Source organism: Frigoribacterium sp. 2-23 (assembly GCF_049601585.1).
GTDB lineage: Bacteria > Actinomycetota > Actinomycetes > Actinomycetales > Microbacteriaceae > Frigoribacterium.
In genome coordinates this window covers 230,759-254,448 of the sequence record NZ_CP187126.1, presented here as the reverse complement: position 1 = coordinate 254,448, position 23,690 = coordinate 230,759, and the positions used below count along the sequence as shown (strand labels likewise).

General features: G+C 72.3%; 22 protein-coding genes. 5 read left to right on the top strand and 17 right to left on the bottom strand.

Going from position 1 to position 23,690, the window contains the following annotated elements; translation table 11 throughout:
* Positions 1 to 2 precede the first annotated feature (2 nt).
* The 10 genes from kdpA to ACPEEZ_RS01180 form a co-directional block, all read right to left on the bottom strand.
* Positions 3 to 1,676 carry a potassium-transporting ATPase subunit KdpA gene (gene kdpA / locus ACPEEZ_RS01225; protein ID WP_423921660.1) on the bottom strand — a complete coding sequence of 558 codons (1,674 nt, stop codon included), beginning with the start codon at positions 1,674 to 1,676 and terminating at the stop codon, positions 3 to 5.
* Complete coding sequence (gene kdpF, locus ACPEEZ_RS01220; RefSeq protein WP_423921657.1) at positions 1,676 to 1,780, bottom strand: K(+)-transporting ATPase subunit F; 105 nt, start codon at positions 1,778 to 1,780, stop codon at positions 1,676 to 1,678. The genes kdpA and kdpF overlap by 1 nt, the downstream gene beginning before the upstream one ends.
* Entirely contained in the window at positions 1,777 to 1,920 is a 144-nt protein-coding gene (locus tag ACPEEZ_RS01215) for a hypothetical protein (RefSeq protein WP_423921654.1), read from the bottom strand. The genes kdpF and ACPEEZ_RS01215 overlap by 4 nt, the downstream gene beginning before the upstream one ends.
* 317 nt (positions 1,921 to 2,237) lie before the next feature.
* Positions 2,238 to 3,665, bottom strand: coding sequence for a hypothetical protein (locus ACPEEZ_RS01210; RefSeq protein ID WP_423921651.1), 1,428 nt, complete (start codon positions 3,663 to 3,665; stop codon positions 2,238 to 2,240).
* A 62-nt stretch (positions 3,666 to 3,727) separates the two neighbouring features.
* Positions 3,728 to 5,104, bottom strand: coding sequence for an allantoinase AllB (gene allB / locus ACPEEZ_RS01205; RefSeq protein ID WP_423921648.1), 1,377 nt, complete (start codon positions 5,102 to 5,104; stop codon positions 3,728 to 3,730).
* Positions 5,097 to 5,807 (bottom strand): YoaK family protein, encoded by a 711-nt coding sequence (locus ACPEEZ_RS01200; protein ID WP_423921646.1) that lies wholly within the window; start codon positions 5,805 to 5,807, stop codon positions 5,097 to 5,099. The genes allB and ACPEEZ_RS01200 overlap by 8 nt, the downstream gene beginning before the upstream one ends.
* Positions 5,804 to 6,670, bottom strand: coding sequence for a MurR/RpiR family transcriptional regulator (locus ACPEEZ_RS01195; RefSeq protein ID WP_423921643.1), 867 nt, complete (start codon positions 6,668 to 6,670; stop codon positions 5,804 to 5,806). Before ACPEEZ_RS01195 ends, ACPEEZ_RS01200 begins: the two co-directional genes overlap by 4 nt.
* On the bottom strand, positions 6,667 to 7,998 hold the full coding sequence (locus tag ACPEEZ_RS01190) for an allantoate amidohydrolase (protein ID WP_423921641.1): 1,332 nt from the start codon (positions 7,996 to 7,998) through the stop codon (positions 6,667 to 6,669). The genes ACPEEZ_RS01195 and ACPEEZ_RS01190 overlap by 4 nt, the downstream gene beginning before the upstream one ends.
* A 38-nt stretch (positions 7,999 to 8,036) precedes the next feature.
* Positions 8,037 to 9,299 (bottom strand): pyridoxal-phosphate-dependent aminotransferase family protein, encoded by a 1,263-nt coding sequence (locus ACPEEZ_RS01185; RefSeq protein ID WP_423924316.1) that lies wholly within the window; start codon positions 9,297 to 9,299, stop codon positions 8,037 to 8,039.
* A 133-nt stretch (positions 9,300 to 9,432) separates the two neighbouring features.
* Entirely contained in the window at positions 9,433 to 9,654 is a 222-nt protein-coding gene (locus ACPEEZ_RS01180; protein WP_423921638.1) for a hypothetical protein, read from the bottom strand.
* Positions 9,655 to 9,801: 147 nt separating this feature from the next.
* On the opposite strand from ACPEEZ_RS01180, the gene ACPEEZ_RS01175 reads away from it, so the two are divergent.
* A complete protein-coding gene (locus tag ACPEEZ_RS01175) occupies positions 9,802 to 10,374 on the top strand; it encodes a nucleotidyltransferase family protein (protein WP_423921636.1) in 573 nt (190 codons plus the stop codon).
* Between the two features lie 147 nt (positions 10,375 to 10,521).
* Here ACPEEZ_RS01175 and ACPEEZ_RS01170 read toward each other — a convergent pair whose 3' ends face one another.
* Positions 10,522 to 12,225, bottom strand: coding sequence for an AtzH-like domain-containing protein (locus ACPEEZ_RS01170; protein WP_423921633.1), 1,704 nt, complete (start codon positions 12,223 to 12,225; stop codon positions 10,522 to 10,524).
* Positions 12,222 to 13,469 (bottom strand): acetamidase/formamidase family protein, encoded by a 1,248-nt coding sequence (locus ACPEEZ_RS01165; RefSeq protein ID WP_423921630.1) that lies wholly within the window; start codon positions 13,467 to 13,469, stop codon positions 12,222 to 12,224. Before ACPEEZ_RS01165 ends, ACPEEZ_RS01170 begins: the two co-directional genes overlap by 4 nt.
* 114 nt (positions 13,470 to 13,583) lie before the next feature.
* Here ACPEEZ_RS01165 and pucL point away from each other — a divergent pair, with 114 nt between their 5' ends.
* Positions 13,584 to 14,504, top strand: coding sequence for a factor-independent urate hydroxylase (pucL, locus tag ACPEEZ_RS01160; protein WP_423921627.1), 921 nt, complete (start codon positions 13,584 to 13,586; stop codon positions 14,502 to 14,504).
* A 116-nt stretch (positions 14,505 to 14,620) separates the two neighbouring features.
* Entirely contained in the window at positions 14,621 to 15,097 is a 477-nt protein-coding gene (locus ACPEEZ_RS01155) for a nucleoside deaminase (protein ID WP_423921624.1), read from the top strand.
* A 202-nt stretch (positions 15,098 to 15,299) separates the two neighbouring features.
* On the opposite strand, the gene uraH is transcribed toward ACPEEZ_RS01155, so the two are convergent.
* Both uraH and uraD read right to left on the bottom strand, forming a co-directional pair.
* Positions 15,300 to 15,626 carry a hydroxyisourate hydrolase gene (uraH, locus tag ACPEEZ_RS01150; RefSeq protein ID WP_423921621.1) on the bottom strand — a complete coding sequence of 109 codons (327 nt, stop codon included), beginning with the start codon at positions 15,624 to 15,626 and terminating at the stop codon, positions 15,300 to 15,302.
* The gene (gene uraD / locus ACPEEZ_RS01145) at positions 15,623 to 16,192 is read right to left on the bottom strand and encodes a 2-oxo-4-hydroxy-4-carboxy-5-ureidoimidazoline decarboxylase (RefSeq protein ID WP_423921618.1); all 570 of its coding nucleotides are present in this window, start codon (positions 16,190 to 16,192) and stop codon (positions 15,623 to 15,625) included. Before uraD ends, uraH begins: the two co-directional genes overlap by 4 nt.
* A gap of 114 nt (positions 16,193 to 16,306) precedes the next feature.
* On the opposite strand from uraD, the gene ACPEEZ_RS01140 reads away from it, so the two are divergent.
* Complete coding sequence (locus ACPEEZ_RS01140; RefSeq protein WP_423921616.1) at positions 16,307 to 17,215, top strand: FAD binding domain-containing protein; 909 nt, start codon at positions 16,307 to 16,309, stop codon at positions 17,213 to 17,215.
* Complete coding sequence (locus tag ACPEEZ_RS01135; RefSeq protein ID WP_423921613.1) at positions 17,212 to 19,962, top strand: molybdopterin-dependent oxidoreductase; 2,751 nt, start codon at positions 17,212 to 17,214, stop codon at positions 19,960 to 19,962. The genes ACPEEZ_RS01140 and ACPEEZ_RS01135 overlap by 4 nt, the downstream gene beginning before the upstream one ends.
* Positions 19,963 to 19,985: 23 nt before the next feature.
* Here the strand turns inward: ACPEEZ_RS01135 and ACPEEZ_RS01130 are convergent, their stop codons facing one another.
* The 3 genes from ACPEEZ_RS01130 to ACPEEZ_RS01120 all read right to left on the bottom strand — a co-directional run bounded on the left by ACPEEZ_RS01130 (position 19,986) and on the right by ACPEEZ_RS01120 (position 23,690).
* Positions 19,986 to 21,443 carry a peptide MFS transporter gene (locus tag ACPEEZ_RS01130; RefSeq protein ID WP_423921611.1) on the bottom strand — a complete coding sequence of 486 codons (1,458 nt, stop codon included), beginning with the start codon at positions 21,441 to 21,443 and terminating at the stop codon, positions 19,986 to 19,988.
* 64 nt (positions 21,444 to 21,507) lie between these two features.
* Positions 21,508 to 22,173 (bottom strand): response regulator, encoded by a 666-nt coding sequence (locus ACPEEZ_RS01125; RefSeq protein WP_423921608.1) that lies wholly within the window; start codon positions 22,171 to 22,173, stop codon positions 21,508 to 21,510.
* On the bottom strand, positions 22,170 to 23,690 hold the full coding sequence (locus tag ACPEEZ_RS01120) for a sensor histidine kinase (RefSeq protein ID WP_423921606.1): 1,521 nt from the start codon (positions 23,688 to 23,690) through the stop codon (positions 22,170 to 22,172). The genes ACPEEZ_RS01125 and ACPEEZ_RS01120 overlap by 4 nt, the downstream gene beginning before the upstream one ends.

Sequence of the window (23,690 nt, the reverse complement as noted above, 5' to 3'; positions counted from 1 at the left end):
GGTTACTGCAGCCCTTCCGCGAGCGGTCCCAGTGCCAGCACCGGGAAGTAGGTCAGCGCCGTGACGATCACGGAGACGCCGGTGAGCAGGCCCACGAACTGCGGGCGAAGGGTGGGCAGCGTGCCGGCGGTGGCGGGCACCCTGTCCTGTGCCGCGAACGAGCCGGCGAGGGCCAGCACGAGCACGATCGGCACGAAACGGCCGAGCAGCATGGCGATGCCGAGGGTCGTGGTGAACCACGGTGTGCTGGCCGTCAGGCCCGCGAAGGCCGAGCCGTTGTTGTTCGCGGCCGAGGTGAACGCGTACAGCACCTCGCTGAAGCCATGCAGCCCCGGGTTGGCGATGGAGGTGCCCTCGACGTCGGCACGCACGGCCGGGATCGCGAAGCTCAGCGCCGTGAACGCGAGCACGATGGTCGGCGTCACCAGGATGTACAGGCTCGCGAGCTTGATCTCGCGCGGCCCGACCTTCTTGCCGAGGTACTCGGGTGTGCGGCCGACGAGCAGGCCGGCGATGAACACGGTGATGACGGCGAGCACGAGCATGCCGTACAACCCCGACCCGACACCGCCCGGGGCGATCTCGCCGAGCATCATGTTCAGCATCGCCATCATGCCGCCGAGGGCCGTGTACGAGTCGTGCATCGAGTTGACCGCGCCCGTCGACGTGAGAGTCGAGGTCGAACCGAACAGGGTGGACCCCCAGATGCCGAACCGCGCCTCCTTGCCTTCCATCGCTCCGCCGGCGAGCTGCGTCGCGGTGCCCGCACCGCGCAGCTCGAACCAGGTCATGGCCGCGAGCGAGACGGCGAAGATCGTCGTCATGACCGCGACGATCGCGAGGCCCTGCTTCGTCGAACCGACCAGGCGACCGAAGGTGCGCGGCAGGGCGAACGGGATCACGAGCATGAGCAGGACCTCGACGACGTTCGTCCAGGCCGTGGGGTTCTCGAACGGATGCGCCGAGTTCGCGTTGTAGAAACCGCCGCCGTTGGTGCCGAGCAGCTTGATGGCCTCCTGCGAGGCGACCGGGCCGCCGGGGACCGTCGCCGATCCTCCGGTGAGGGTCGTCACGTCGGTGAACCCGGCGACGTTCTGCACGACGCCGCCGAGCAGCAGCACGAATGCCGCGAAGACGGCACCGGGCAGCAGCAGCCGGATCACACCGCGGGTCAGATCGACCCAGAAGTTGCCGATCGTGCCCGACTTCACGCGTGCGAGACCGCGGATCACCGCGATCGCGACGGCGAGACCGACGGCCGCCGACACGAAGTTCTGCACGACCAGGCCGAGCGCCTGCACGGCGTAGCCCATGGTCACGTCGGGCGAGTACGACTGCCAGTTCGTGTTGGCCACGAACGACGCGGCCGTGTTGAACGACAGCCCCTCGGGCACGGCCGGGAAGCCGAGCGAATAGGGCAGGACCGCTTGGAGGCGCTGGACGGCATAGACGAACAGCACGCCGATCAGGGAGAACGCGAGCACCCCGCGCAGATAGGCGGGCCAGGTCTGCTCGGACGACGAGTCGACGCCGATCAGCCGGTAGAAGCCGCGCTCGCCGCGCAGGTCGCGGCTGCTCGAGTAGATCCGGGCCATGTAGTCGCCGAGCGGGCGGTAGAGCAGCACCAGGACGAGGACGACCGTCAGGATCTGCAGCACGCCGAAGAGGGCGTCCATCAGAACCGCTCGGGTTTCACGAGGGCGTACACGAGGTACGCGAGCGAGGCGACGGCGAGCACGGCGGCCCCGATGCCGGTCACCGTGTCGAGGGCGGCGGTCACAGTCGCTCGACCCCCTTCGCGACGAGGGCGACCACGGCGAAGACCGCGATCACGGCGAGCACGTACACGATGTCGAGCACAACGACTCCCTGGGAGAGGGCGACGGGCCGCGGACGACCCGGTGCCCACCAGCGGGGCACAGCGAGTCAGTAGACACCCGGGTCCACGGGGTGTCGCGGGCCCTCACGACTTCCTTACGGGTGCGGTCGGCATCCCTACAGATCGCTAACGCAGGGGGGTGCTGCGGCTGCGTCGTGTCGTGTTCGCGACATCCTGTGCCGTCCGTGCACGACACGATGTCGCGAACACGACAGGACGCGGGGAGGCGCGGGTCCTCTGAGGCCCGGAGGCCCGGGTCGAGGGGGCACAGCAGAACGGCGGATGCCCCACGGCGTACCGTGGCGCATCCGCCGTGCTGTGCTGTGCTGTGCCGTGCTGGGCTGCGAGACCGGCCGGGTCAGCCGATCTTGTTCTCGAAGACGGCTCCGTCGGGGCCGAACGAGGTGATCACGCCGCCGATCCGGAACGGCACGGGTGCGACCGAGGCGAAAGTGCCCGACTGCCCCGCCGTGTTCGTCGCGTTCGCGGCGAACGTCACCGAGCCCGTGACGGTGCTCGAGACGACCCAGCCGCTGCCCTCCCAATCGCCGATCTTGTACTGCGGCGCGGCCTCGAGGGTCCACTTCTGGTTGGTCAGCGTCAGTGTCGGATCGGTGTTGATCAACGTGAACGTGCAGCCCGGAGGAGCGAGCTCCGGCGAGGCGACACAGCCCTGCACCCAGGCATCGACCGCGGCGTTCGCGGCAGCGACGCCCTCGGCCGTGAGTTTCGCCTCGAGCACGGCGGGCTGGCCGGTCGGCGAGCCGAAGCCCTTCACCTGCGCGACGGTGTCGTCGGCCGCGTAGAAGCCGCCCTCGGAGGTCAACGCGACCGCGTACTGCCCCGGGAACGCCTTGAGGCTCAGTGCTCCGTCGGCCGGTGTCACGGCCTGGCCGTCGACGGTGACCCCGGCGTCACCGGGGGCTCCGACCTGCACGTCGACGGTGCCGAGAGCGACGGGCTGGAGCTTCCACTCGTCGAAGAACACGGCCGTCTTGCCGCCCTTGTCGACGACGAACGTCTGCGGGAACGAATCGCCGCCCTGCCGGACCCGGGCCTGCACCGTGGCACGCCCGTCCGACTCGGTCGTGGCGACGATCTCGTAGCCCGAGATGTGGACCTTGGCCTTCTTGTACGCGGCATCGGTCAGGAGCACGTCGCCGTCGGCCGGCTTGGTGCCGTCGAGCTTCATCGCGTTCTCGATCTGACCCGACTTCACGGAGTCGAGGTACTCGCGGACGGCGGCCTCGGGCGTGTGCTTCGCGGCGGTCGTCGCGAACAGGATGCCGCCGACGATGATCAGGATCAACAGCAGAGCACCACCACCGAGCAGACCCACGAGGAGGCGCGTGCGTTTCTTGCGCTGCTCGGGCGTGCGCTCGGGACGCGACGGCTGCCCGGGGTATTGCCCGTAGGGAGCCTGGCCGTTCGGGGCTTGGCCGTAGGCCTGCTGCGGCTGGCCCGGCTGGCCGTAGGGCTGCTGACCGGCGTACTGCGGCTGCTGCGCGGCGGGCGGTTGGCCGTACGGCCCCGGTGCGGAGCCGGCCTGCGGCGCGACGTACGACGGGGCCGCGTCACCGGCCTGCGGCGCGGCGTACGACCCCGGCGCGGCACCGGCCTGCGGCGCCGAACCGGGCTGCGGAGCACCGCCCTCGCCGTGCGACGCGGGCGCCTGCGGCTCGGTCGACTGGCCCTGCCCACCCTGGGGCGCCTCCGGGTTCTCGGAGTATCGCGGCTGCCGCGACGGCGGTGTGTTGACGCCCTCGGGCGCGTTGGAATCTGTCATCGTTCCCCCTCACGACGAGCCTACTCGTGCTCCGCGCCCCCCTTCGAGTCGCACCCGTCGCGCTACCGCCGCAGGAGGCGCGCGCGGCCCCCGGCTCTCCGCCCGCCCACCCACGTCGCGGCGACGGCGCCGTGCAGGTGAGCTCCGCCGAACGCCGACACGGGGTTGCGGTGCGACAGCGCCTCGACGTCGACGACGACCGAGGCCTCGGGCTCGAACGCGACGAGGTCGGCGGCGGCTCCGACGGCGATGCGGCCCTTGTCGGTCAGCCCGACGAGGTCGGCCGTGCCGCGGGCCATCCAGTCGAGCACACGCTCGAGCGGGATGCCGCGGGCCCGCGCTCCCGTCCACACGGCGCGCAGACTCAGCTCGAGCCCCGAGATGCCACCCCAGGCGACGTCGAACGAGCCGTCTCCGGCGAACTTGAGCGCGGCGGTCGAGGGCGAGTGGTCCGAGGCGACGATGTCGATCGTGCCGTCGACCAGCGCCTCCCACAGGGCCTCGCGGTTGCCCGCGTCGCGGATCGGCGGGCAGCACTTGTACTGCGTCGCTCCGTCGGGGATGGCACCCGACTCGAACGAGAGGTAGTGCGGGCAGGTCTCGACGGTGAGCCGCAGACCCTCGTCCTTGGCCGCACGGATCGCGGGCAGCGCCGACGCGCTCGACAGGTGCAGGATGTGCGCGCGACCGCCCGAGTCGCGCACGGCGTCGATCACGTGCTCGATGGCGGTGCGCTCGACCACGTCGGGGCGCGAGGCGACGAAGTCGGCGTACACCGCGCCTCCGGAGCCCTCCGGCAGCGCGGCGGCGGCGACGTCGAGCGACGCCGGGTCCTCGGCGTGCACGATCAGCAGGCCGTCGAACGCGGCGATCTCGTGCATCGCCGCGAGCAGTTCGTCGGTCGACAGGTGCGGGTACTCGTCGACGCCCGACGGCGAGAGGAACGCCTTGAAGCCGAACACCCCGGCGTCGTGCAGGGCGCGCAGCGAGCCGAGGCTCGACGGGATCGCCCCGCCCCAGAACCCGGTGTCGACGACGACCTGCGGCGCGGCGGCGGCCCGCTTGAGCTCGAGCGCCTCGACCGTCGTGGTCGGCGGGATGCTGTTGAGCGGCATGTCGACGATGGTCGTGACGCCTCCGGCGGCGGCGGCCCGGGTCGCGGTGGCGAAGCCCTCCCACTCGGTGCGACCGGGCTCGTTGACGTGCACGTGCGTGTCGACGACACCGGGCAGCAGCACCTGCTCGTCGGGCAGCGTGACGTCGTCGGCCGCGTCGCGGTAGGACGCGTCGAGGTCGCCGATCGCCACGACGACGCCGTCGCGCACGACGACCGAAGCCGGAGCGAACGCCCCGTCGAGCAGCACCCGTCGGGCCCGCACGACGAGGTCGGGGGCGGCTGCGGCACCGGGAGTCGAGGAGGCACGCCCCGCGTCACGCATCGACCGTCTCCTTCTCGCCGACCGGCTTGCGTTCGCGGGCGAGATGTCCGACGAGGGCGACGAGCAGCGTCAGCCCACCGGCGACGCCCATGCCCACGCCGATGTGCACCTGCAGGAGCAGCGCGCCGACACCCGCCCCGACCAGGATCAGCGCCACCGCGAGCACCCGCCGCGGGAAGTTCTTGCCCGTGCCTCCGGCGATCTTCGACTCGGACGCGAGTCCGACGATGGTCGACGTGACGACGACGGTAGTGACGTCGGCAACCGCGATCCGTCGGGCGGCGGCGGCCTGCAGGCCCATCGCGGCGCCGAGCAGCCCGGTGATCGTGTACGCCCACGGCGTGTTCTCGACCGGCACGACGACGAAGCACGAGAGGCCGAGCGCGAAGAGCAGACCGCCGGTGACCGAGAAGACGGTCGTGCTGAGCCCCGACCAGCCCGTCCGGGCGCGGCGGAGCAGCCCGCCACCGAGCGCGGCGCCGAACATGAATGCGGCGAGGGCGACGACGGGGCCGACGATCGGCAGCCCGTCGGCCCCCGTGAGGGCCATGCCGAGGATGACGACGTTGCCCGTCATGTTGGCCGTGAACACCCGGTCGAGACCGAGATAGCCGACCGCGTCGATGATGCCGGTCGTGAACGTCAGCGCGAGCATCATGACGAGGTGCATGCGCGACTGGTCGGTACGGAGTCTGCGGATCACGGGGTTCTCTCCACTTCGACGAGGGCCTCGTAGGCGCTCGTGATCTCGGCGACACGGGTGCGGGAGGCGCGGGGGTCGACGCCCTGGACGGCCGACGCGAGCAGGTTGACGAGGCTCATCGCGGTCGCGTAGCTGTCGAACGCCGAGGTACTGCCCACGGCGCATTCGAGCCACAGCGTGCCGGTCGCGTGCGGCCCGGTGGCCAGCCCGCGCGCCGACGAGTCGGCCAGCAGCACGACGGGCACCTGCGCGGCCCGCAGCGTCTCGAGCACCGCGGCGAATCCGGCAGGGCGCCGACGGAACCCGACCAGCACGACGACGTCGTCGGCGGTGAGGCCGATCAGCTCCTCGCCGACGGACTGCCCGGGCTGCGGCGCGACCTGCACGCCCGCCCGCACCTGCGCGAGCTGCTGCCGGAGGTGCAGCGCGACCGGGTAGCCGTTGCGGAACCCGATCACGACGACGCGTCGGGCGGCGGCGATCTGCCGGGCCGCGATGTCGAGGCGACCGTCGGCGAGCGAGTCGACCATCGTCGCGAGCGCCGACTGCTCGGCGGCGAGATGCTCCGCGAGATCGCCGGAGGCGCGGGTCGGCCCCACGGGCACCCCGCGACTGCGAGACGCACGCGCCTGCTCGCGGACCTCTTGGGCGTCACTGAACCCGAGCCTCCGGAACAGCCTCGACACCGTCGCCTTCGAGACACCGCTGCGCTCGGCGATCTCGGTCGCCGTGAAGACGGCGACGTCCGAGAGGTGGTCGAGGAGGAAGTCGGCGGCGCGCTGCTCCTGCCGCGTGAGGGCGGCGTAACCGCTGTCGATGCGGCGGCCGAGGTCGGCGGGGGCGTCGGGCTCGGCGTCGGTCATGCCGCGCCCTCGGAGGCGACGCCGCGGACGGCGGCCTCGAACGCGTCGAGCGCGATGGCGACGTCGGCGGCGTCGACGATCTCGTCGGGGTGGTGGCTGATGCCGCCGTTGCCGCAACGGACGAACAGCATCGCCCAGGGCGTGAGGTCGGCCATCGCCATGGCGTCGTGCCCGGCCTTGGAGAACAGGGTCATCGGGTCGGTGTCTCCCGTGGCGGCGATGCCGTCGCGGATGACGTCCCGGAGGCGCGGGTCGGCGACGACCGCATCCGCGGCATGCGTCTCGGTCGCCTCGATCGTGAGCCCCCGCCGCGCGCAGACCTCGGCCGTCGTCGCCTGGATCGCCAGCCAGACCTCGTCGCGGCGGTCGTCGTGCTCGCCGCGCAGGTCGAGGCTGAACTCGACCCGTCCGGGGATGACATTGACGCCGCCGGGGTAGGCCTGGAGGTGACCGACGGTGGCGATGCAGTCGCGGTCGCGCGCCTCCTTCTCGACGGCCAGGACGATCTCGGCGGCACCCGCGAGCGCGTCGTGGCGGCGGTGATAGGGGACGCCTCCGGCATGACCGGCGACCCCGGTGAGGGTGAGCGCGAACCGGCGGGCGCCCGCGATCGAGGACACGACGGCGAGGGCGCGGTCGGCCTCCTCGAGGTACGGGCCCTGCTCGATGTGCGCTTCGAGGTAGCCGACGGTGTCGGCCGTCGTCCGTGCGGCCTCGGCGACCCGGTCGGGGTCGAGCCCGAACGCGGTGAAGGCGTCGCGCATGGTGATGCCGTCGGCGTCGACGAGGTCGAGCCAGGCGGTGTCCCACGTGCCGGCGGCCGCGCGGGAGCCGAGCAGGGTCGCTCCGAAGCGGGTGCCCTCCTCGTCGGCGAACGCGAGGACCTCGACGGCGAACGGCAGCCGGACTCCCGCACGCTTCAGCCGGTCGACGACGGCGATCGCGAGCAGGACCCCGAGGATGCCGTCGTAACGCCCCGCGTCGCGAACCGTGTCGAGGTGTGAGCCGAGCAGCAGGGCGGGCGCGCCGGGGTCGAAACCCTCGTAGCGGCCGCACTGGTTGCCGGCGGCGTCCTGCCAGGTCGTCATACCGGCCTCGGTCATCCAGCGGGCGGCGAGGCGGTTCACGCTGGCGTGGTGCGGGGAGAGGTAGACGCGCTCGACGCCGCCCGGGAGGCTCGTGTGGGTCGCGAGCTCGTCGCAGCGGGCGAGGATGAGGGCGGCTTCGTCGCGGCCCCTGGTGGTGCCGGTCGCGGCGGTGCCTGCTTGAGCGGCGCCGGCGGCCGCGCCGGTCGCGCCGGTCGCGCGAGGGGAAGGGTAATTGCTCATCGGCTAATTCGTTTCGAACCGTAGGAGCGTCTGCGCACTCACACCGCACCTCCGGCAGCGTCGGCCGAATCCGCGGCACCGGCCGCATCCGCGGCACCGGCACCCGCACCCGCTCCGCGGCCCGCATCCGCGTATACGTCGTACGCGGCGCCGACCCCGCCGCCTGCGGTGATCGGGGCTCCCGCCCGCCGGAGCACCGCCTCCAACGCTGCCAACGTCGTGAGCACCGTGTCGCGCCGCGCGTTGTAGCCCATCGTGCCGACCCGCCAGACCTTGCCGTGCAGCGGTCCGAACGAGGTCCCGATCTCGATGCCGAAGTCGTCGAGCAGCTCTCCACGCACGGCGTCACCGTCGACACCGTCGGGGATCACGACCGCCGTCACGTTGTTCATCTTGTGCGCGGTGTCGCCGAAGACCTCGAGCCCGAGTCCGCGGAGCCCCTCGAGCATCGCTCCGCCGTGCAGGGCGTGGCGGGCGACGGCGTCGTCGACGCCCTCCTCGACGAGCAGTCGGGCGCACTCCCGCGCGCCGTAGAGCATGCTCGTCGCCTCGGTGTGGTGGTTCAGTCGACGCGGTCCCCAGTAGTCGAAGACCATCGCGAGGTCGAAGTAGTTCGACCGGATCGGATGCGCCGACACGGCATCGCCCTCGGCACGGATGCCGGCCTCGATCGACCGGCGTCGCTCGATCGCCTCGACGGCACGCGGGCTGAAGGTGACCGGGCTCGATCCCGAGGGGCCGCCGAGGCACTTCTGCAGTCCGGCGGTGACGGCGTCGAGCCCGAGCTCGTCGGTGCGGAACGTGTTGCCCGCGAGCGACGCCGTGACATCGGTGTAGAAGAGGACGCCGTGCCTCGCGCAGACCTCGGCCAGGCCGTCGAGGGGCTGGGCGACGGTCGTCGAGGTGTCGCCGTGCACGACGGCGAGCAGCGCCGGCTTCACCCGCTCGATCGCCTCGACGATGACACTCGTCGGGAAGACCTGTCCCCACTCGACCTCGATGGTGTGCACCTCGGCGCCGCAGCGGCCGGCGATCTCGACGAGGAGGTGCCCGAAACGTCCGAAGACCGGTACCAGCACGCGGTCGCCGGGCTCGATCAGCGAGACGAGCGCGGCCTCGATGCCGGCGCGCGACGTGCCGTCGATGAGCATCGTCTGCTCGTTCTCGGTCTGGAAGACCTCCCGGTAGAGCGCCTGCGTCTCGTCCATGTAGGCCGTCATCGCGGGGTCGTACTGCCCGACGAGCTGGGCCGACATCGCGCGGAGCACCCGCGGGTCGGCGTTGATCGGGCCCGGACCCATGAGCAGGCGGCTGGGCGGGGCGATCTGCTGAAAGGAACGTTTCACGCTGCGAGTGTACGCAAACGGTGTTTCAGCCGGGTTTCGTGTGTCGGGGCGCGCGCCACCGAGCATGCCGACCACGAGGAGGCACGGGTCAGCGACCAGCGCCGCCCGCGTCGGTGTCGCGGCGGAACGCCTCGCGCACCCGCTGCAGCCACCCCGCCGTCGAGATCGCGTTCGGCACGCCGCCACCCGCCATGAGCCCGGCGGCCTGCCCGCGGAACCCGTCGAAGCACTCGCGGCAGAGCGTCCGGGTGGCGGTGCGATGCTGCTCGCCGTTCACGGCGCGGCGGCACTGATCGCAGACGAAGGTCATGCCGCCGACCCTACCGGCGGCGCGCAGAACCCCGTTGCGGAAGAAGAACCCCGTTCGACGGAGGTTCTTCTTCCGCAACGGGGTTCTGGGCGAGCGGGGCAGCGGGGCGGCAGCAGGGGTGTCGGCGGCGGCACCTAGGGTGGCGGCATGTCGATCGTCGGAGTGCTCCTCGCTGCGGGGGCGGGCAGCCGCATGGGCTGGCCCAAGGCGCTGACGCACGCCGACGACGGGTCGTCGTGGCTCGCGACCGCGATCGACGCACTGCTCGGCGGCGGCTGCGACCACGTGATCGTCGTCCTCGGAGCGCAGGCCGACCGCGCCCTCGAGCTCGTGCCGACCGACCGGCCCGTGCAGGTCACGGTCGCCGACGACTGGGGTGAGGGGCTGTCGGCATCGCTCCGCGCGGGCCTCGCCGCGGCCGAGACGACGGAGGCGCGGGTCGCGGTGATCACGCTGGTCGACCTCCCGGAGCTGCCCGCGAAAGCCGTGGCGCGCCTCCTCGGCGAGGGAGACACCCGCGCCGACGCCGCGACCGTGCGGCAGGCGGTGTTCGGCGAGCGCCCCGGGCATCCGGTCGTCGTCGGCCGCGAGCACTGGGCCGGGCTGACCGCCTGGGCGCACGGCGACCAGGGGGCCCGCGGGTATCTGCGCGAGCACGGTGCCGAGCGGGTCGACTGCTCGGACCTCTGGTCGGGCCGGGACGTGGACAGCCTCAGCTGAGCGCGCGGGGCGGCGCGGGCGGGTCGGTCCCACCGTCGTGTCGCGTTCGCGTCATCGTGTCGCGCACGAACACCACACGACGCCTCGAACGCCACACGACGCGGCACGGGCGCGGGCGCGGGCACGGGCGCGGGCAAGCCCCCGCAGCTACCCCGCGAACACCGACGCGGCCAGCTCGATCAGCGCCAGATCCGTGTATCGCGGCCCGACCAGACAGAGCCCGACCGGCCCTCCGCTCACCCGCATTACCGGCGCCGACACCGCCGGGTACCCGCCGACACCGGCGACGCAGGTCAGCCCGAGGGTCGCCGTGCGGGTCGCGTCGACCTCGGCCGCGGTCGCCCCGAGCGACGGCGCGGCTGACGACGCGCTCGGCAGCAGCAGCACGCGATCGCGCAGGACCATGTCGAGGCGGTGACGTTCCTCGTCGAGGGCGACCCGCGCCTCCTCGACTCGCTCGGCCTCGAGGCCGGCCCCGAACGCGAAGCGGGCCGCGACCTCGGGAGCGAGCTCGCCGGGGTGCGCCGTGATCCACTTTCCGTGCGACTGCCACGCCTCGAACGCCTGCACGACCCGGAACAGCTCGAACAACGCGGGCACGTCGCCGAGGTCGACCCGCTCGGGCTGCAGACCCTCGGTCGCGGCGACGAAGGCGTCGCGCACCTCCGGCTGGACGAGGCCGAGGAGGCTCGGGTCGACGACGAAGGACGCCTCCACCGGTCGCTGGTCGGCTCGCACCAGCGTGCTGTCGGCCGCGCGGTGCAAGAGGTCTGCGCTCCGGGTCAGCCAGCCGACGGTGTCGAACGTGGGGGCGAGGGGCAGGAGTCGGCGGCGGTCGACGGCTCCGTGGGTCGTGCGGAGACCCCAGAGCCCCTGGTACGACGCGGGCACCCGGATCGAGCCACCCGTGTCCGTGCCGAGCCCGATGTCGGCCTGGCCGAGGGCGACCGCGGAGGCGGGGCCGCTCGAGGAGCCTCCGGAGACGCCGCCGGGCACGGCCGGGTTGGGCGGGGTGCCGTAGGCGGAGTTGCGCCCGGCGATGCTGTACGCGAACTCGTCGGTCTGCGCGATGCCGAGCACGCTCGCACCCGCGTCGAGCAGGGCCTGAACGGCCGGAGCGTGGACGGTCTCGACCGGCGCGCCCGCCAGGTACGCGGGCACTCCGGCGCCGATCGCGTGCCCCGCGACCGCGAACAGGTCCTTGACCGCGACCGTCCGCCCCGCGAGCGGCTGCCCGCGCTCGTGCGCCGGCCCGGGCGCCGGCACCGCTGCCCGCCCGGGCGAGTCGTCGCAATTTGCGACCGTTTCGGCCGAATTGGCCGTCAGAACCACGTTCTTGGGGCCGTCGCCACCGGTTTGGTCGCATTTTGCCGCGCCGACCCCCGCTAGACGCGCCGGTATGAGCGGATCGCCGACGATCCGCCACACCCGCCGATCGATCGCACCCGTCGGAGCCTGCACCTGCGCCGACGCTATCCGCCACGAACCGTCGTCGTGCCGCCGCCACAGTTGCGTGACGACACCGCGTCCGCCGCCCACGGGGACGTTCACCGACACGATCAGCGCCGTGTCGGCATCGAGCGCTCGCACGTGCCGGGACTCGATCCGGCGGACGGGAGCCGACCCGCGCCTCCCCCGGAACCCCTGGATCGCGTCGTGCCCGACCAGGAGACCCGACGCATCCGCGCGCATCGACAGCGGCCCCGGCTCGAAGGCGTCGGCCAGCGCGTCGAGGTCGCCATCGGCGAGCGCCCGCTCGTAGGCATCGAAAGCGGCCAGGAGCCCGTCGGGCAGCTCGCCCTCGAGTGTGGTCGGGACGGGCTCGGACGCGGCCGGCGTGGTGCCGTTCACCGTGCCTCCTCGTCCCCGGTTCTCGCAATTTGCGACCGTTTCGCGTCGTGAGGGGCCGTATGCGGCGTGTCGCTGGGGTCCGCGGCCGGATCGGTCGCAAATTGCGAACCAGAACCAGAACCAGACCCCGCACCCGCACCCGCGAGCGGCACGCCGGCGAAGTCGGCGACGCGGATGCGCGCGTGCACCCCCTTGACGAGGTCGACGACCTGCGAGATGTCGAAGTCGGTCGCGGCCGAGAGGTAGGCGTAGGCGAGGGTCCGGTCCATGCCGAACCGCGCCTCCAGCAGGGCGATGGCGGCGCGGACGCAGGCCTTGACGGCCTCGTCGAGATCCTCGTCGAGGCCGGTCGGCACGAGGTAGTCGGCCGTCTCGGCGAGCGGCCCGGTGATCTCGCCGAACATCGCGAGGGCCTCGTCGCGGGGCACGACGTCGAATTGCAGCGTCACGCGCAGGGACGCCTCCATCGCCGTGAGCGCCACCTCGCCGTCCCCCTGCGCGAAGTGCGGGTCGCCGACGTACGCGAGCGCTCCGTCGACCTGCACCGGCAGGTACAGCGACGCTCCCTCGGTCAGCAGGTTGATGTCGATGTTGCCGCCGAAGACACCGGGAGGCACGGAGTGCGGACGCGCGTCGCCTGCGACCGCGACACCCATGATGCCGAGGAACGGCCGGAGCGGAAACCGCACCAGGTGGTCACCGCCCGGCGTGACCGGCATCGTTCCGACGAGCGAGCCGTCGGGCTCGTGGTCGACGGCGGCGAACGTGCTCACGGTCAGGTCGCCGAGCGGGTACTCGCCGGCCAAGGCGCCGCGCCCGTGCCGGTTCGAGACGATGCCGTAGGGCACGCGCGGTGTCGTCCGCAGCACGGTGATCTTGAGCAGGTCGCCGGGTCGGGCGCCCCGCACGGCGATCGGGCCGGTGACGACGTGCGGGCCGTCGACCGCGGCGTCACGACCGGACGACGAGGAGGCGGCGATCGCGATCGCATCCTCCAGCACCCCCTCGGCTGCGATGCCGTGAGCCCCGAAGAAGCGCACCGGGTCCCGACCCTGGTCGTCCAGCAGACCCTCGTGGCTGAGCGTGTCGACGGTGACCTGCTGCCCGGACTCGACGGTCAGGACGGCCTCGTCGGCGGCGCACGGCAGTCGCCCCCACAGGGTCGTCCCGGGTGTCGCGGGCAGGTAGAGGTCGGCGGGGATGTCGCCGGAGCCGGGCTGCAGAGCCCACGTCGCGGAGGTCATGCGGCCAACGATAACCAGCCGATGACTCCTCCCGAGGGCCGTCCTGAAACAAACCGTTCACAAAGGGCCCGTGCTGAAACACGTTTGTCACATGCCTGTGTGAGGATCACGGCCATGGCGATCATCCTCGGCGACAACCAGTACGGCAAAGCGGAATCGCGGCTCGTGCGCATCTACCGCGACAGCCCGCGGCACGAGATCCGCGACCTCAACGTGACCACGGCGCTGCGCGGCCCCTTCGAGCCCGCCTACCTCGAGGGCGACCAGTCGAGCGTGCTGCCGACCGACACGCAGAAGAACACGGCGTTCGCGTTCGCGAAGTCGAAGGGCGTCGCCGCCATCGAAGACTTCGGGCTCGACCTGGCACGGCACTTCGTCGACGACATCGGTCCCGTCGCCGGCGCCCGCATCGAGATCGAGGAGTTCGCCTGGCAGCGGGCGCTCGTCGACGGCGTCGAGCACGATCACACGTGGGTCCGTTCGGGGCAGGAGGTGCGCACGGCGGCCGTCACCGTCGACGCCTCGGGCGAGCACATCGTCGGCGGCCTGAAAGACCTCGTGCTGCTCAAGTCGACGGGCTCGGAGTTCGCCGGGTTCCTCACCGACGAGTTCACGACCCTGCCCGAGACGCACGACCGGGTGATGGCGACGGCCCTCGACGCCAAGTGGCGTTTCGCCCCCGGCACCGACGACGCCCGCTTCGCCGACCGAGCCATCGACTGGAACACGGTCTACGCCGACGTCAGACGCCTCATGGTCGAGCAGTTCGCCACGGTGCAGTCGCTCGCTCTGCAACAGACCCTGTGGCACATGGGCAAGGCCGTGCTCGAGGCGATCCCCGAGATCGTCGAGGTGCGCCTCGTCGCACCCAACAAGCACCATTTCGCCTACGACCTGTCGAACTTCGCCCTCGAGAACCCGAACGAGGTGTTCTGGGCGGCCGATCGGCCCTACGGTCTGATCGAGGCCACGCTGCTGCGCGACGACGCCCCGCCCGCGGGCGACGCGTGGCGCGCCTCGGCCGGGCTCGCCTGAGTCGGCTTCACTCGGCACCGTCCACGACACTGAATCACCGCACGACCCTGTCACCGCCTGATCGCCAGGCCGATCCGACCGCCTGCGCCCGCAGGCCCCTCACCGAAGGAGGCGCGATGAGCGCTCTCGACGACTCCCGCTGGCTCGCGCGCACCATCGAGCTCGCGATCGACAACGTGGCGAACGGCGGCGGCCCGTTCGGTGCCCTGATCGTGCGCGACGGCGAACTCGTCGCCGAGGGGCAGAACCGCGTCACGGCCAACCTCGACCCGACGGCCCACGCGGAGGTCGTCGCGATCCGGGCCGCGTGCCAGGCCGTCGGCGACTTCGCCCTCACCGGTGCGACGCTCTACACGTCGTGCGAGCCGTGCCCGTTGTGCCTGTCGGCCTCGCTCTGGGCCCGGGTCGACCGCGTGGTCTACGCCGCCGATCGGCACGACGCCGCTCGGGGCGGGTTCGACGACCTCGAGTTCTACGAGCTGTTCGGCCGTGACCGCGACACGTGGGACCTGCCGGTCGAGTCCGTCCGCCCCGGCAATGCCCCGGCGCCGTTCGACGCGTGGTTGGCGCACGACCACCGCACCGATTACTGAGCGGGGTGCGTCCGTGAGGGGTGCGTCCGTGCGCGGTGGTGGGGCGAGGTGGGGCCGCCGCGTCGTCTCGGGTTCGCGGCATCGTGTCGTGTTCGTGCACGACACGACGCCGCAAATGCCACACGACAGCCGGCGCACGCACGGCGGCGGCCTCAGCCGGCCGGGCGCCCCCGGCGCGGCAGCTGCCTCGGCAGCCGGCGCGTCAGCTGCCGCGGTAGGTGCTGTAGGCGAACGGGCTGAGCAGCACGGGCACGTGATAGTGGCTCGCGGTGTCGGCGAGCGAGAAGTCGATCGTCACGCGCGGGTAGAACGCCTCGCGGCCGCTCGCCGCGAAGTACGTCGCCGTGTCGAACACGAGACGGTAGACGCCGGCGTCGAGGGCGTCGGGGCCGAGATCGGCGACCCGGCCGTCGGCATCCGTCGTCCCCGAGGCGAGCACCGCCCCGGTCTCGTCGGACAGCGACACGGGCACGCCCGTCGCGGGGCGCCCGAGTGCCGCGTCGAGCACGTGCGTCGTGATGTGGCTCATCGGCCGCTCGCCCCGTCGCTGCGGGCCGACGAATGGCTCTCGTCGGCCTTGATCGCGTCCTCGACCGCGCGGGCGCCCTCGGCCTCGCCGAACATCGACCGCAGGCGGAGCACGGCGATCTCGCGCAGCTGCTCGCCCACGATCCGGCGCTCGGTCTCGTCGTCGAGCTTGAGCCGACGTTCGAGCTCCTCCACGATCTCGGCCCTCGATCGGCCGGCGGCCCTGATCAGGAACACGCGGTCGAAGCGGTCCTCGTACGTGGCGTTGCCCTCGGCGAGCGCGCGGGCGACCAGCAGGTCGTCGGCGTCCGCGGCCGACGCCTGCTCGCGACGGCTGAACTCGGCCGCGGCACCCGGGCCCACCGGCTGCTCGCCGATACGCGGGTGGTGCGCCATGGCGGCGTCGATCTCGGAGTCGGTCAGCGGGTCGGCCGCCGTCTCGGCAGCGACGATGAGCGCGTCCACGTCCGAGAACGGCGCGGCGGCGACGATCTCGTCGATCCAGCGCGGCACGGAGAGGGCGGTCGCGAGTCGCTCGCGGAGGTCGGACTCGGGCAGGTCGATCATGATTGTTCACTGTAGCCACGCACCCCTGGGCGGCCACGCCGCGGCGCACCCCGTCGTGCACCCCGATCTGCACCCCGTCACCGCCTCACCCGACACGAGATACCCGAGCACGCCATGGATCTGATCACCGTCCGCGAGATACGCGTGCCGCGCGACCGGTCGGGGCTCGTCTTCGGCCCGGGAGAGCACCCGCTCGGCGGCGGCACGTGGCTGTTCTCCGAGCCCCAGCCGGGTCTGACCGGGCTCGTCGACCTGACGACACTCGGCTGGACGCCGCTCGAGGTCGACCGCGACGCCGATCGCCTGACCGTCGCGGCGACCTGCACGATCGCCGAGCTGACGCGCCTGCCTGCCGAGGCCGACTGGCTCGCCCACCCGCTGATCGGGCAGTGCGCCAACTCGCTGCTCGCGTCGTTCAAGATCTGGAACACGGCGACCGTCGGCGGCAACATCGCCACGAGCCTGCCGGCCGGCCCGATGACCTCGCTGATGGCCGCCCTCGACGCGACGGCCCTGGTCTGGACGGCCGACGGCGGCGAGCGCCACCTGCCGGTGAGCGACTTCGTGACGGGCGTGCGGCAGAACGCGTTGGGGCACGGCGACGTGCTCCGCGCCCTGGAGGTGCCGCTCGCGTCCCTGCGGTCGCGCACGGCCTTCCGTCGCATCGCGCTGTCCGAGCTCGGGCGATCGGGCACGCTCGTGATCGGACGCGTCGCCGCGGACGGCGAGTTGGTGATCACCGTCACGGCCGGTACCCCGCGTCCCGTCCAACTGAGCTTCGCCGAGCTGCCGTCGGCCGACGCCCTCGAGACCGCGCTGCTCCGCGTCGACGACTGGTACGACGACCCGCACGGCGCCCCCGACTGGCGCCGCCACGTCAGCACGCTCTTCGCGCACGAGATCCGCGACGAGCTCGCCGGGCCGCCGCCACAGGCACCCCCGGCACCCGCACCCGCAGCACCGGCACCCGCAACGGCACCGGCACCCGCAGCACCCGCAGCACCCGCAGGAGGCGCGGCATGAGATTCGAAGTCAACGGCGAGCCGGTCGACGCCGAGCCGCAACCCGGTCAGGTGCTCCGCACCCTGCTGCGCGAGCACGACCACTTCGAGGTCAAGAAGGGCTGCGACGCCGGCGACTGCGGCGCGTGCTCCGTGCTGCTCGACGGTGCGCCCGTGCACTCGTGCCTCATCCCGGCGCACCGGCTCGACGGTGCCCGCGTGACGACCGTCGCCGGTCTCGGCACCCCCGAGCACCCGCATCCGATGCAGCAGGCGTTCGTCGAGGCGGCCGGGTTCCAGTGCGGGTTCTGCACGGCCGGCATGATCGTGACGGCCTCGACGTTCACGGAGGCCGACAAGGGCGATCTCCCGCGCCTCCTCAAGGGAAATCTCTGCCGCTGCACCGGGTACCGCGCCATCGAGGACGCGATCTGCGGCGTCACGAACACGGTCGCGCCCGCCGACGGCGACGCCGCGGGTCGCAGCGTGAAGGCACCGGCCGCGATGCGCGTCGCGACGGGCACCGAGGCGTACACGCTCGACTTCCGCAGCACGACCAAGGTGCTGCATCTCGCGGTGCTCGGCAGCCCGCACGCGCATGCGCGCATCGTCTCGATCGACACGAGCGCTGCCGAGGCGCTGCCGGGTGTGCGCCTCGTGCTGACGCATCGCGACTCCCCCACGACGCTCTTCTCGACCGGCCGGCACGAGAACCGCACCGACGACCCCGACGACACGCTCGTGCTCGACAGCGTGCTGAGGTTCCGGGGGCAGCGGGTGGCAGCGGTCGTCGCCGAGTCCGTCCGGATCGCGCAGAACGCGCTCGACGCGATCGTCGTCGAGTACGAGGTGCTGCCCGCCGTGTTCGATCCGGAGGTCGCGCGGTCGCCCGGGGCTCCGCTCGTGCACGGCGAGAAGGGCGTCGAGTCGCGCATCGCCTTCCCCGAGCGCAACACGCTCGCCGTGATGCACGGTGAGACGGGAGACGTCGAGGCGGGCCTCGCGGCCGCCGCCGCGACGGTCGACGGCACCTGGCGGACCCAGCGCGTCAGCCACGGTGCCCTCGAGACCCACGCGACCCGCGGCTGGCTCGACGACGACGGCCGGCTCGTCCTCCGGACCTCGACGCAGGTGCCGTTCTTGATCCGGGACGAGATCTGCCACATCTTCGATCTGCCCGACGACCGGGTGCGGGTGCTCGCGGCCCGGGTCGGCGGCGGGTTCGGCGGCAAGCAGGAGCTGCTCACCGAAGACCTGGTCACCCTGGCCGTGCTGCGCACCGGCCAGCCGGTGCAGTACGAGTTCACGCGCGAGGACGAGTTCACCATCGCCCCCACCCGCCACCCGATGCGGGTGCGCGTGCGCCTGGGGGCGACCGCCGACGGTGTGCTCACCGCGATGCACGTCGACCAGCTGATGGACACGGGTGCCTACGGCAACCACGGCATCGGCGTGATGTTCCACAGCGTGCACGAGTCGACCAGCGTGTACCGCTGCGCCAACAAGCGCGTCGACGCCGAGTCGGTCTACACGAACAACCTCCCGGGTGGGGCGTTCCGCGGGTACGGCCTCGGGCAGATCGTGTTCGCCGTCGAGTCGGCGATGGACGAGCTCGCCCGCAGGCTCGGCATCGACGCGTTCGAGCTGCGGCGCCGCAACGTCGTCGTGCCGGGCGACCGCATGGTGGTCGTCGACCCCGACGAGGAGAGCGACCTGCTGTTCGGCAGCTACGGCCTCGACCAGTGCCTCGACCTCGTCGAGCGCGCCCTCGGCGAGCCGGGTCCGGTCGACGTGCCCGTCCCCGTGGGCGACTCGTGGTCGGTCGGTACCGGCATGGCCCTCGCCATGATCGCCACGATGCCGCCGCGCGGGCACTTCGCCGACACGACGGTCGCGCTGCAGCCCGACGGCGGCTACGACATCGGGGTCGGCACGGCCGAGTTCGGCAACGGCACCACCACCGTGCACGCGCAGTTGGTCGCCACCGTGCTCGGGACGACGCCCGAGCGCATCTCGATCCGGCAGTCCGACACCGATGTGGCGCGCTACGACACCGGTGCCTACGGCTCGGCCGGCGTCGTCGTGGCCGGCAAGGCCCTCTTCGCCGCGGCGCAGAAGCTCCGGCTCGCCATGGTCGAGCGCGCCCTCGCGATCGTGTCGCGCGACGCCGGGCCGACGAGCGCCTCGCCGACGGGTGCCTCGCCCGGTGCCCCCGCCGTCGTCGTCGGCGGCGTCCTGATCGGCGAGCGCCTGGTCACCGCGGCCGAGCTGCTGGCCGATGGGCCCCTCGTGGCCGACGGCAGTCACGACGGCACGCCGCGGTCCGTCGCGTTCAACGTGCACGCGTTCCGGGTCGCCGTCGACAGCGCGACCGGCGAGGTGCGCATCCTCCGCTCGATCCAATCGGCCGACGCGGGCACGGTGCTGAACCCCGAGCAGCTCCGCGGCCAGATCGAAGGAGGCACGGCGCAGGCCATCGGGACGTCCCTCTACGAAGAGATGCTCCTGGACGACGAGGGCCGGGTGACGACGACCGCGTTCCGCAACTACCGCCTCCCCAAGTTCTCGGACGTGCCGCGCACCGAGGTCCTGTTCGCCGAGACGCACGACGACCTGGGGCCGCTCGGCGCCAAGTCGATGAGCGAGGCACCCTACAACCCGGTCGCCCCGGCGCTGGCGAACGCCGTCCGCGACGCGATCGGCGTGCGTCCGCACGAGCTGCCGATGTCGCGCGACCGCGTCTGGAGGCTCGCCCGCGACGCCGGTTGACGGTCGAGAACGGGCAGCCGCCGCTACCGCACCCCGCGCATCAGCCGCAGCACCGGACGTGACGCGGCCAACAGCAGCGCCCCGACGACCACCGCGACGATCCCGATCACCGAGAAGTACGGCACCTCGTTCGCCGGGTCGTAGAAGCCGGCCAGCACGCCGGATGCCGACGTCCCGAGCGCGACCGACAAGAAGAACAGCGCGACCATCTGCGTGCGGAACCGCTCGGGCGCGAGCTTCGTCGCCGCCGAGAGCCCGACGGGCGAGAGCAGCAGCTCCGCCACCGTGAACACCAGCAGGATGACCACGAGCGCGAGGACCGGCGTGCCGTGCGCCCCGGTCCCGACGAAGGGCAGGAACAGCAGGAACGCGAGCCCGACCACGCCCGTGCCGAGCGCGAACTTCACCGGCGTCGAGGGCTGTCGGGCGCCGAGCTTCGTCCACAGCGCGGCGAACACACCCGACAGCACGATGATGAAGATCGGGTTGATCGACTGCACCCACGAGATCGGGAACTCCCAGCCGAACACCGACCGGTCGAGACGCTCGGCCGAGTAGATCGTGATGACCGTGAACTGCTGCTGGTAGATCGACCAGAACACGGCGCTGGCGAGGAACAGCGGCACGAAGGCGAGGACGCGGCTCCGCTCGTCGGACGAGATGCCGCGACTCGACAGGATGACGACGAAGTAGGCCACGGCGGCGAGCGCCGTCACGACGATGACGACCACGGCGAGGTTCGTCGCCGTGACGAGCCCGAACGCGACGGCCGCGACGATGACGGCGACCCCGACCAGAGCGATGACGACGACGCGCGGCAGCAGGCGTCGGGGCAGCGGATTGGGCACGAGGCGCGACTCGTCGGGCAGGTTCTTCAGGCCGAACGCGTACTGGACGAGCCCCGCCGCCATGCCGACGGCCGCGAGCCCGAAGCCCCAGTGGAACCCGACGGTGCTCTGCAGCAGTCCGGTCAGGATCGGACCGAAGAACGCCCCGAGGTTGATGCCGAGGTAGTACAGCGAGAAGCCCGCGTCGCGGCGGGTGTCGCCCGGCGCGTAGAGCGTGCCCACGAGGGTGGTGGCCGTGGCCTTGAGGCCTCCGCTGCCGAGCCCGATCATGATCAGCCCGACGGCGACACCGGCGACCCCGGGGATCGCCGCGAGCGCGATGTGCCCGAGCATCACGACGACCGCGCTGATCAGCAGCACCCGGCGCGAGTCGAGCAGTCGGTCGGCGACCCACGCGCCGAGGACGGTCGAGAGGTAGACCCCGCCGCCGTAGGCGCCGACGATGCCGGCGGCCGTGGTCTGGTCGATGCCGAGCCCACCGTCGGCGACCGAGAAGTACAGGTACAACAGCAGGATTCCCTGCATGCCGTAGAACGAGAACCTCTCCCACAACTCGACGCTGAACAGGGTCGCGAGGGGCCGCGGTTGCCCGAAGAAACGGGTGTCGGGCTGCGTCGTCGAGGGAGAGCTCATGACTGATATGTTTCCACCGCGCTCCGTCGGCGGGGCGGCGGCGAGCCGAGGAGGCGCGGGTCGGCTACACGAGACCGTGCTCGTACGCGAAGATCACGGCGTGCACCCGGTCGCGCAGGCCGAGTTTGGCGAGCACCCGGCCCACGTGTGTCTTGACGGTCGACTCGGACAGGAAGAGCGACCCGGCGATCTCCGTGTTGCTGAGGCCGTGGCCGATGGCGACCAGCACCTCCTTCTCGCGCTCCGACAGGACGGCGGTCGCGGCGGCGGACGCGCTCTGCGACGACGACCCTCCCGTCGGCAGCTCACCCCGGTACAGGTCGATCATCGCCCGCGTGACACGAGGCGAGACGATCGCGTCGCCCGCGGCGACCGCGTGGATCGCGGCCACGAGCTCGGCGGCGGGGGCGTCCTTGAGCAGGAACCCGCTCGCCCCGGCGTTGAGCCCGCCGAACGCGTACTCGTCGAGGTCGAACGTGGTCAGGATGAGCACACGGGCCTCGGGCTGCGCCGCCACGATCTGCCGGGTCGCCTCGATGCCGTCGAGGCCGGGCATGCGGACGTCCATCAGCACGACGTCCGGCTTGAGCTCCGCGGCCCGAGCGACCGCGTCGAGTCCGTTCGAGGCCTCGCCGATGATCCGGAGACCGGAGGAGGCGCCGAGCACCATGGCCATGCCGGCCCGGATCAGGTCCTGGTCGTCGACCAGCAGCACGCCGATGTCGGTCATGAGTCTCCTTCGAGAGGGGGAGCGGGGGCCGGACTCGTCTCGGGGGCCGGACTCGTCTCGGGGGCCGGACTCGTCTCGGGGGCCAGGTCGGCGGCAGGGGCCGGACTGGTAGCGGGGGCCGACACGTTCGCGGCGCCGGGCAGGACGAGACGGACACGCCAGCCGGGTCCGTCGAGACGCGGCCCGGCCAGCAGCGAGCCGCCGAACAGCGCCGCGCGTTCGCGCAGGCCGACGAGTCCCCGCTCCGTGCCGACCGACTCGGCCGGTGTCGAGGCGGTCGCCCCGTCGTCGGTCACCTCGACGACGACGTCCTCCGCAGACGCGGCGGCGGCACCGACGCCCGCACCCGTACCAGCACCGGCACCGGCACCGACGCCCGCCCCCGCAGCGGCACCGACGCCCGCGCCCGCCCCCGCACCCGCACCCGCACCCCCGTACGTCAGCGACACGAGCACCCGGCTCGGCCGCGACGCATAGCGCAGGCAGTTCGTCAGCGCCTCCTGCACCGCGCGGTACACGACGACCTGCACGGCGTCCGACGTCGGCGGCGTGCCCGTGCGGCGCACGACGACCGGCAGCCCGGCGGCACGATACGTCTCGAGCAGGTCGTCGAGCTCGTCGAGGGTCGGCTGCGGAGCCCGCGGCGCGTCGTCCGCGGTGCCACCCGCGGTGTCGTCGCGGAGCACGCCGAGCAGTCGACGCATGTCACGCAGCGAATCGCGGCCCACGGCACCGATCTGGCGCACCGCCTCCTGGGCTCGATTCGGATCGCTCTCGGCGACGGCGTCGGCGCCGTCCGACAGCCGGATCATCACCGACAGGCCGTGCGCGACGACGTCGTGCATCTCGCGGGCGATACGGGCCCGTTCGGCGGCCGTCGCGAGCTGCGCCTGCTGGTCGCGCTCGCGGGCGAGCTGGGCCGCGAGATCGATCAACGCGCCGAGATACCGACGACGTCCGCCGACGGACTGGCCGATCAGGATGACGAGGACGAGGCCGACCACGAGGCCCGAGTTGCCCTCGACGAAGACGGGTGTGAAGAACATGGTCGCGGCGACGGCGACGGTGAGGGCTCCGGCGGTGATCCAGGCGGCGGCGGTGCTGCGGTAGACGGCGATCGAGTAGACGGCGACGACGAGCGCGAGCGGGATCACGCGGACGTCCACCGTCGAGAGCATCAAGGTCACGAGGGCCTCGAAGACGGTGACCGAGATCGGTCGGCTGCGCCGGAACACGAGTGCGGCCGACGCGACGAACCCGATGACGAGGTAGTACGGGCCGTGGCTGAAGCCGATGCCGTCGTCGGTGCCCTCCAGGCCGCCGAGCAGCACGAGCAGGAAGCACGCGAACGCGATCGCGATATCGACGAGCAGGGGGTGCCGCGCGAGGAACCTGCGGAAGAACCCCGGCGTCCGCGGCAGCCGCAGGCCACCGACCTCGTCGCGCGGAGGGCGCGGCGGGGCCGGTGGCGAGGACGGGCGCGACGACTCGGCGGACGCTCGTGAGGCGGGTGTCAC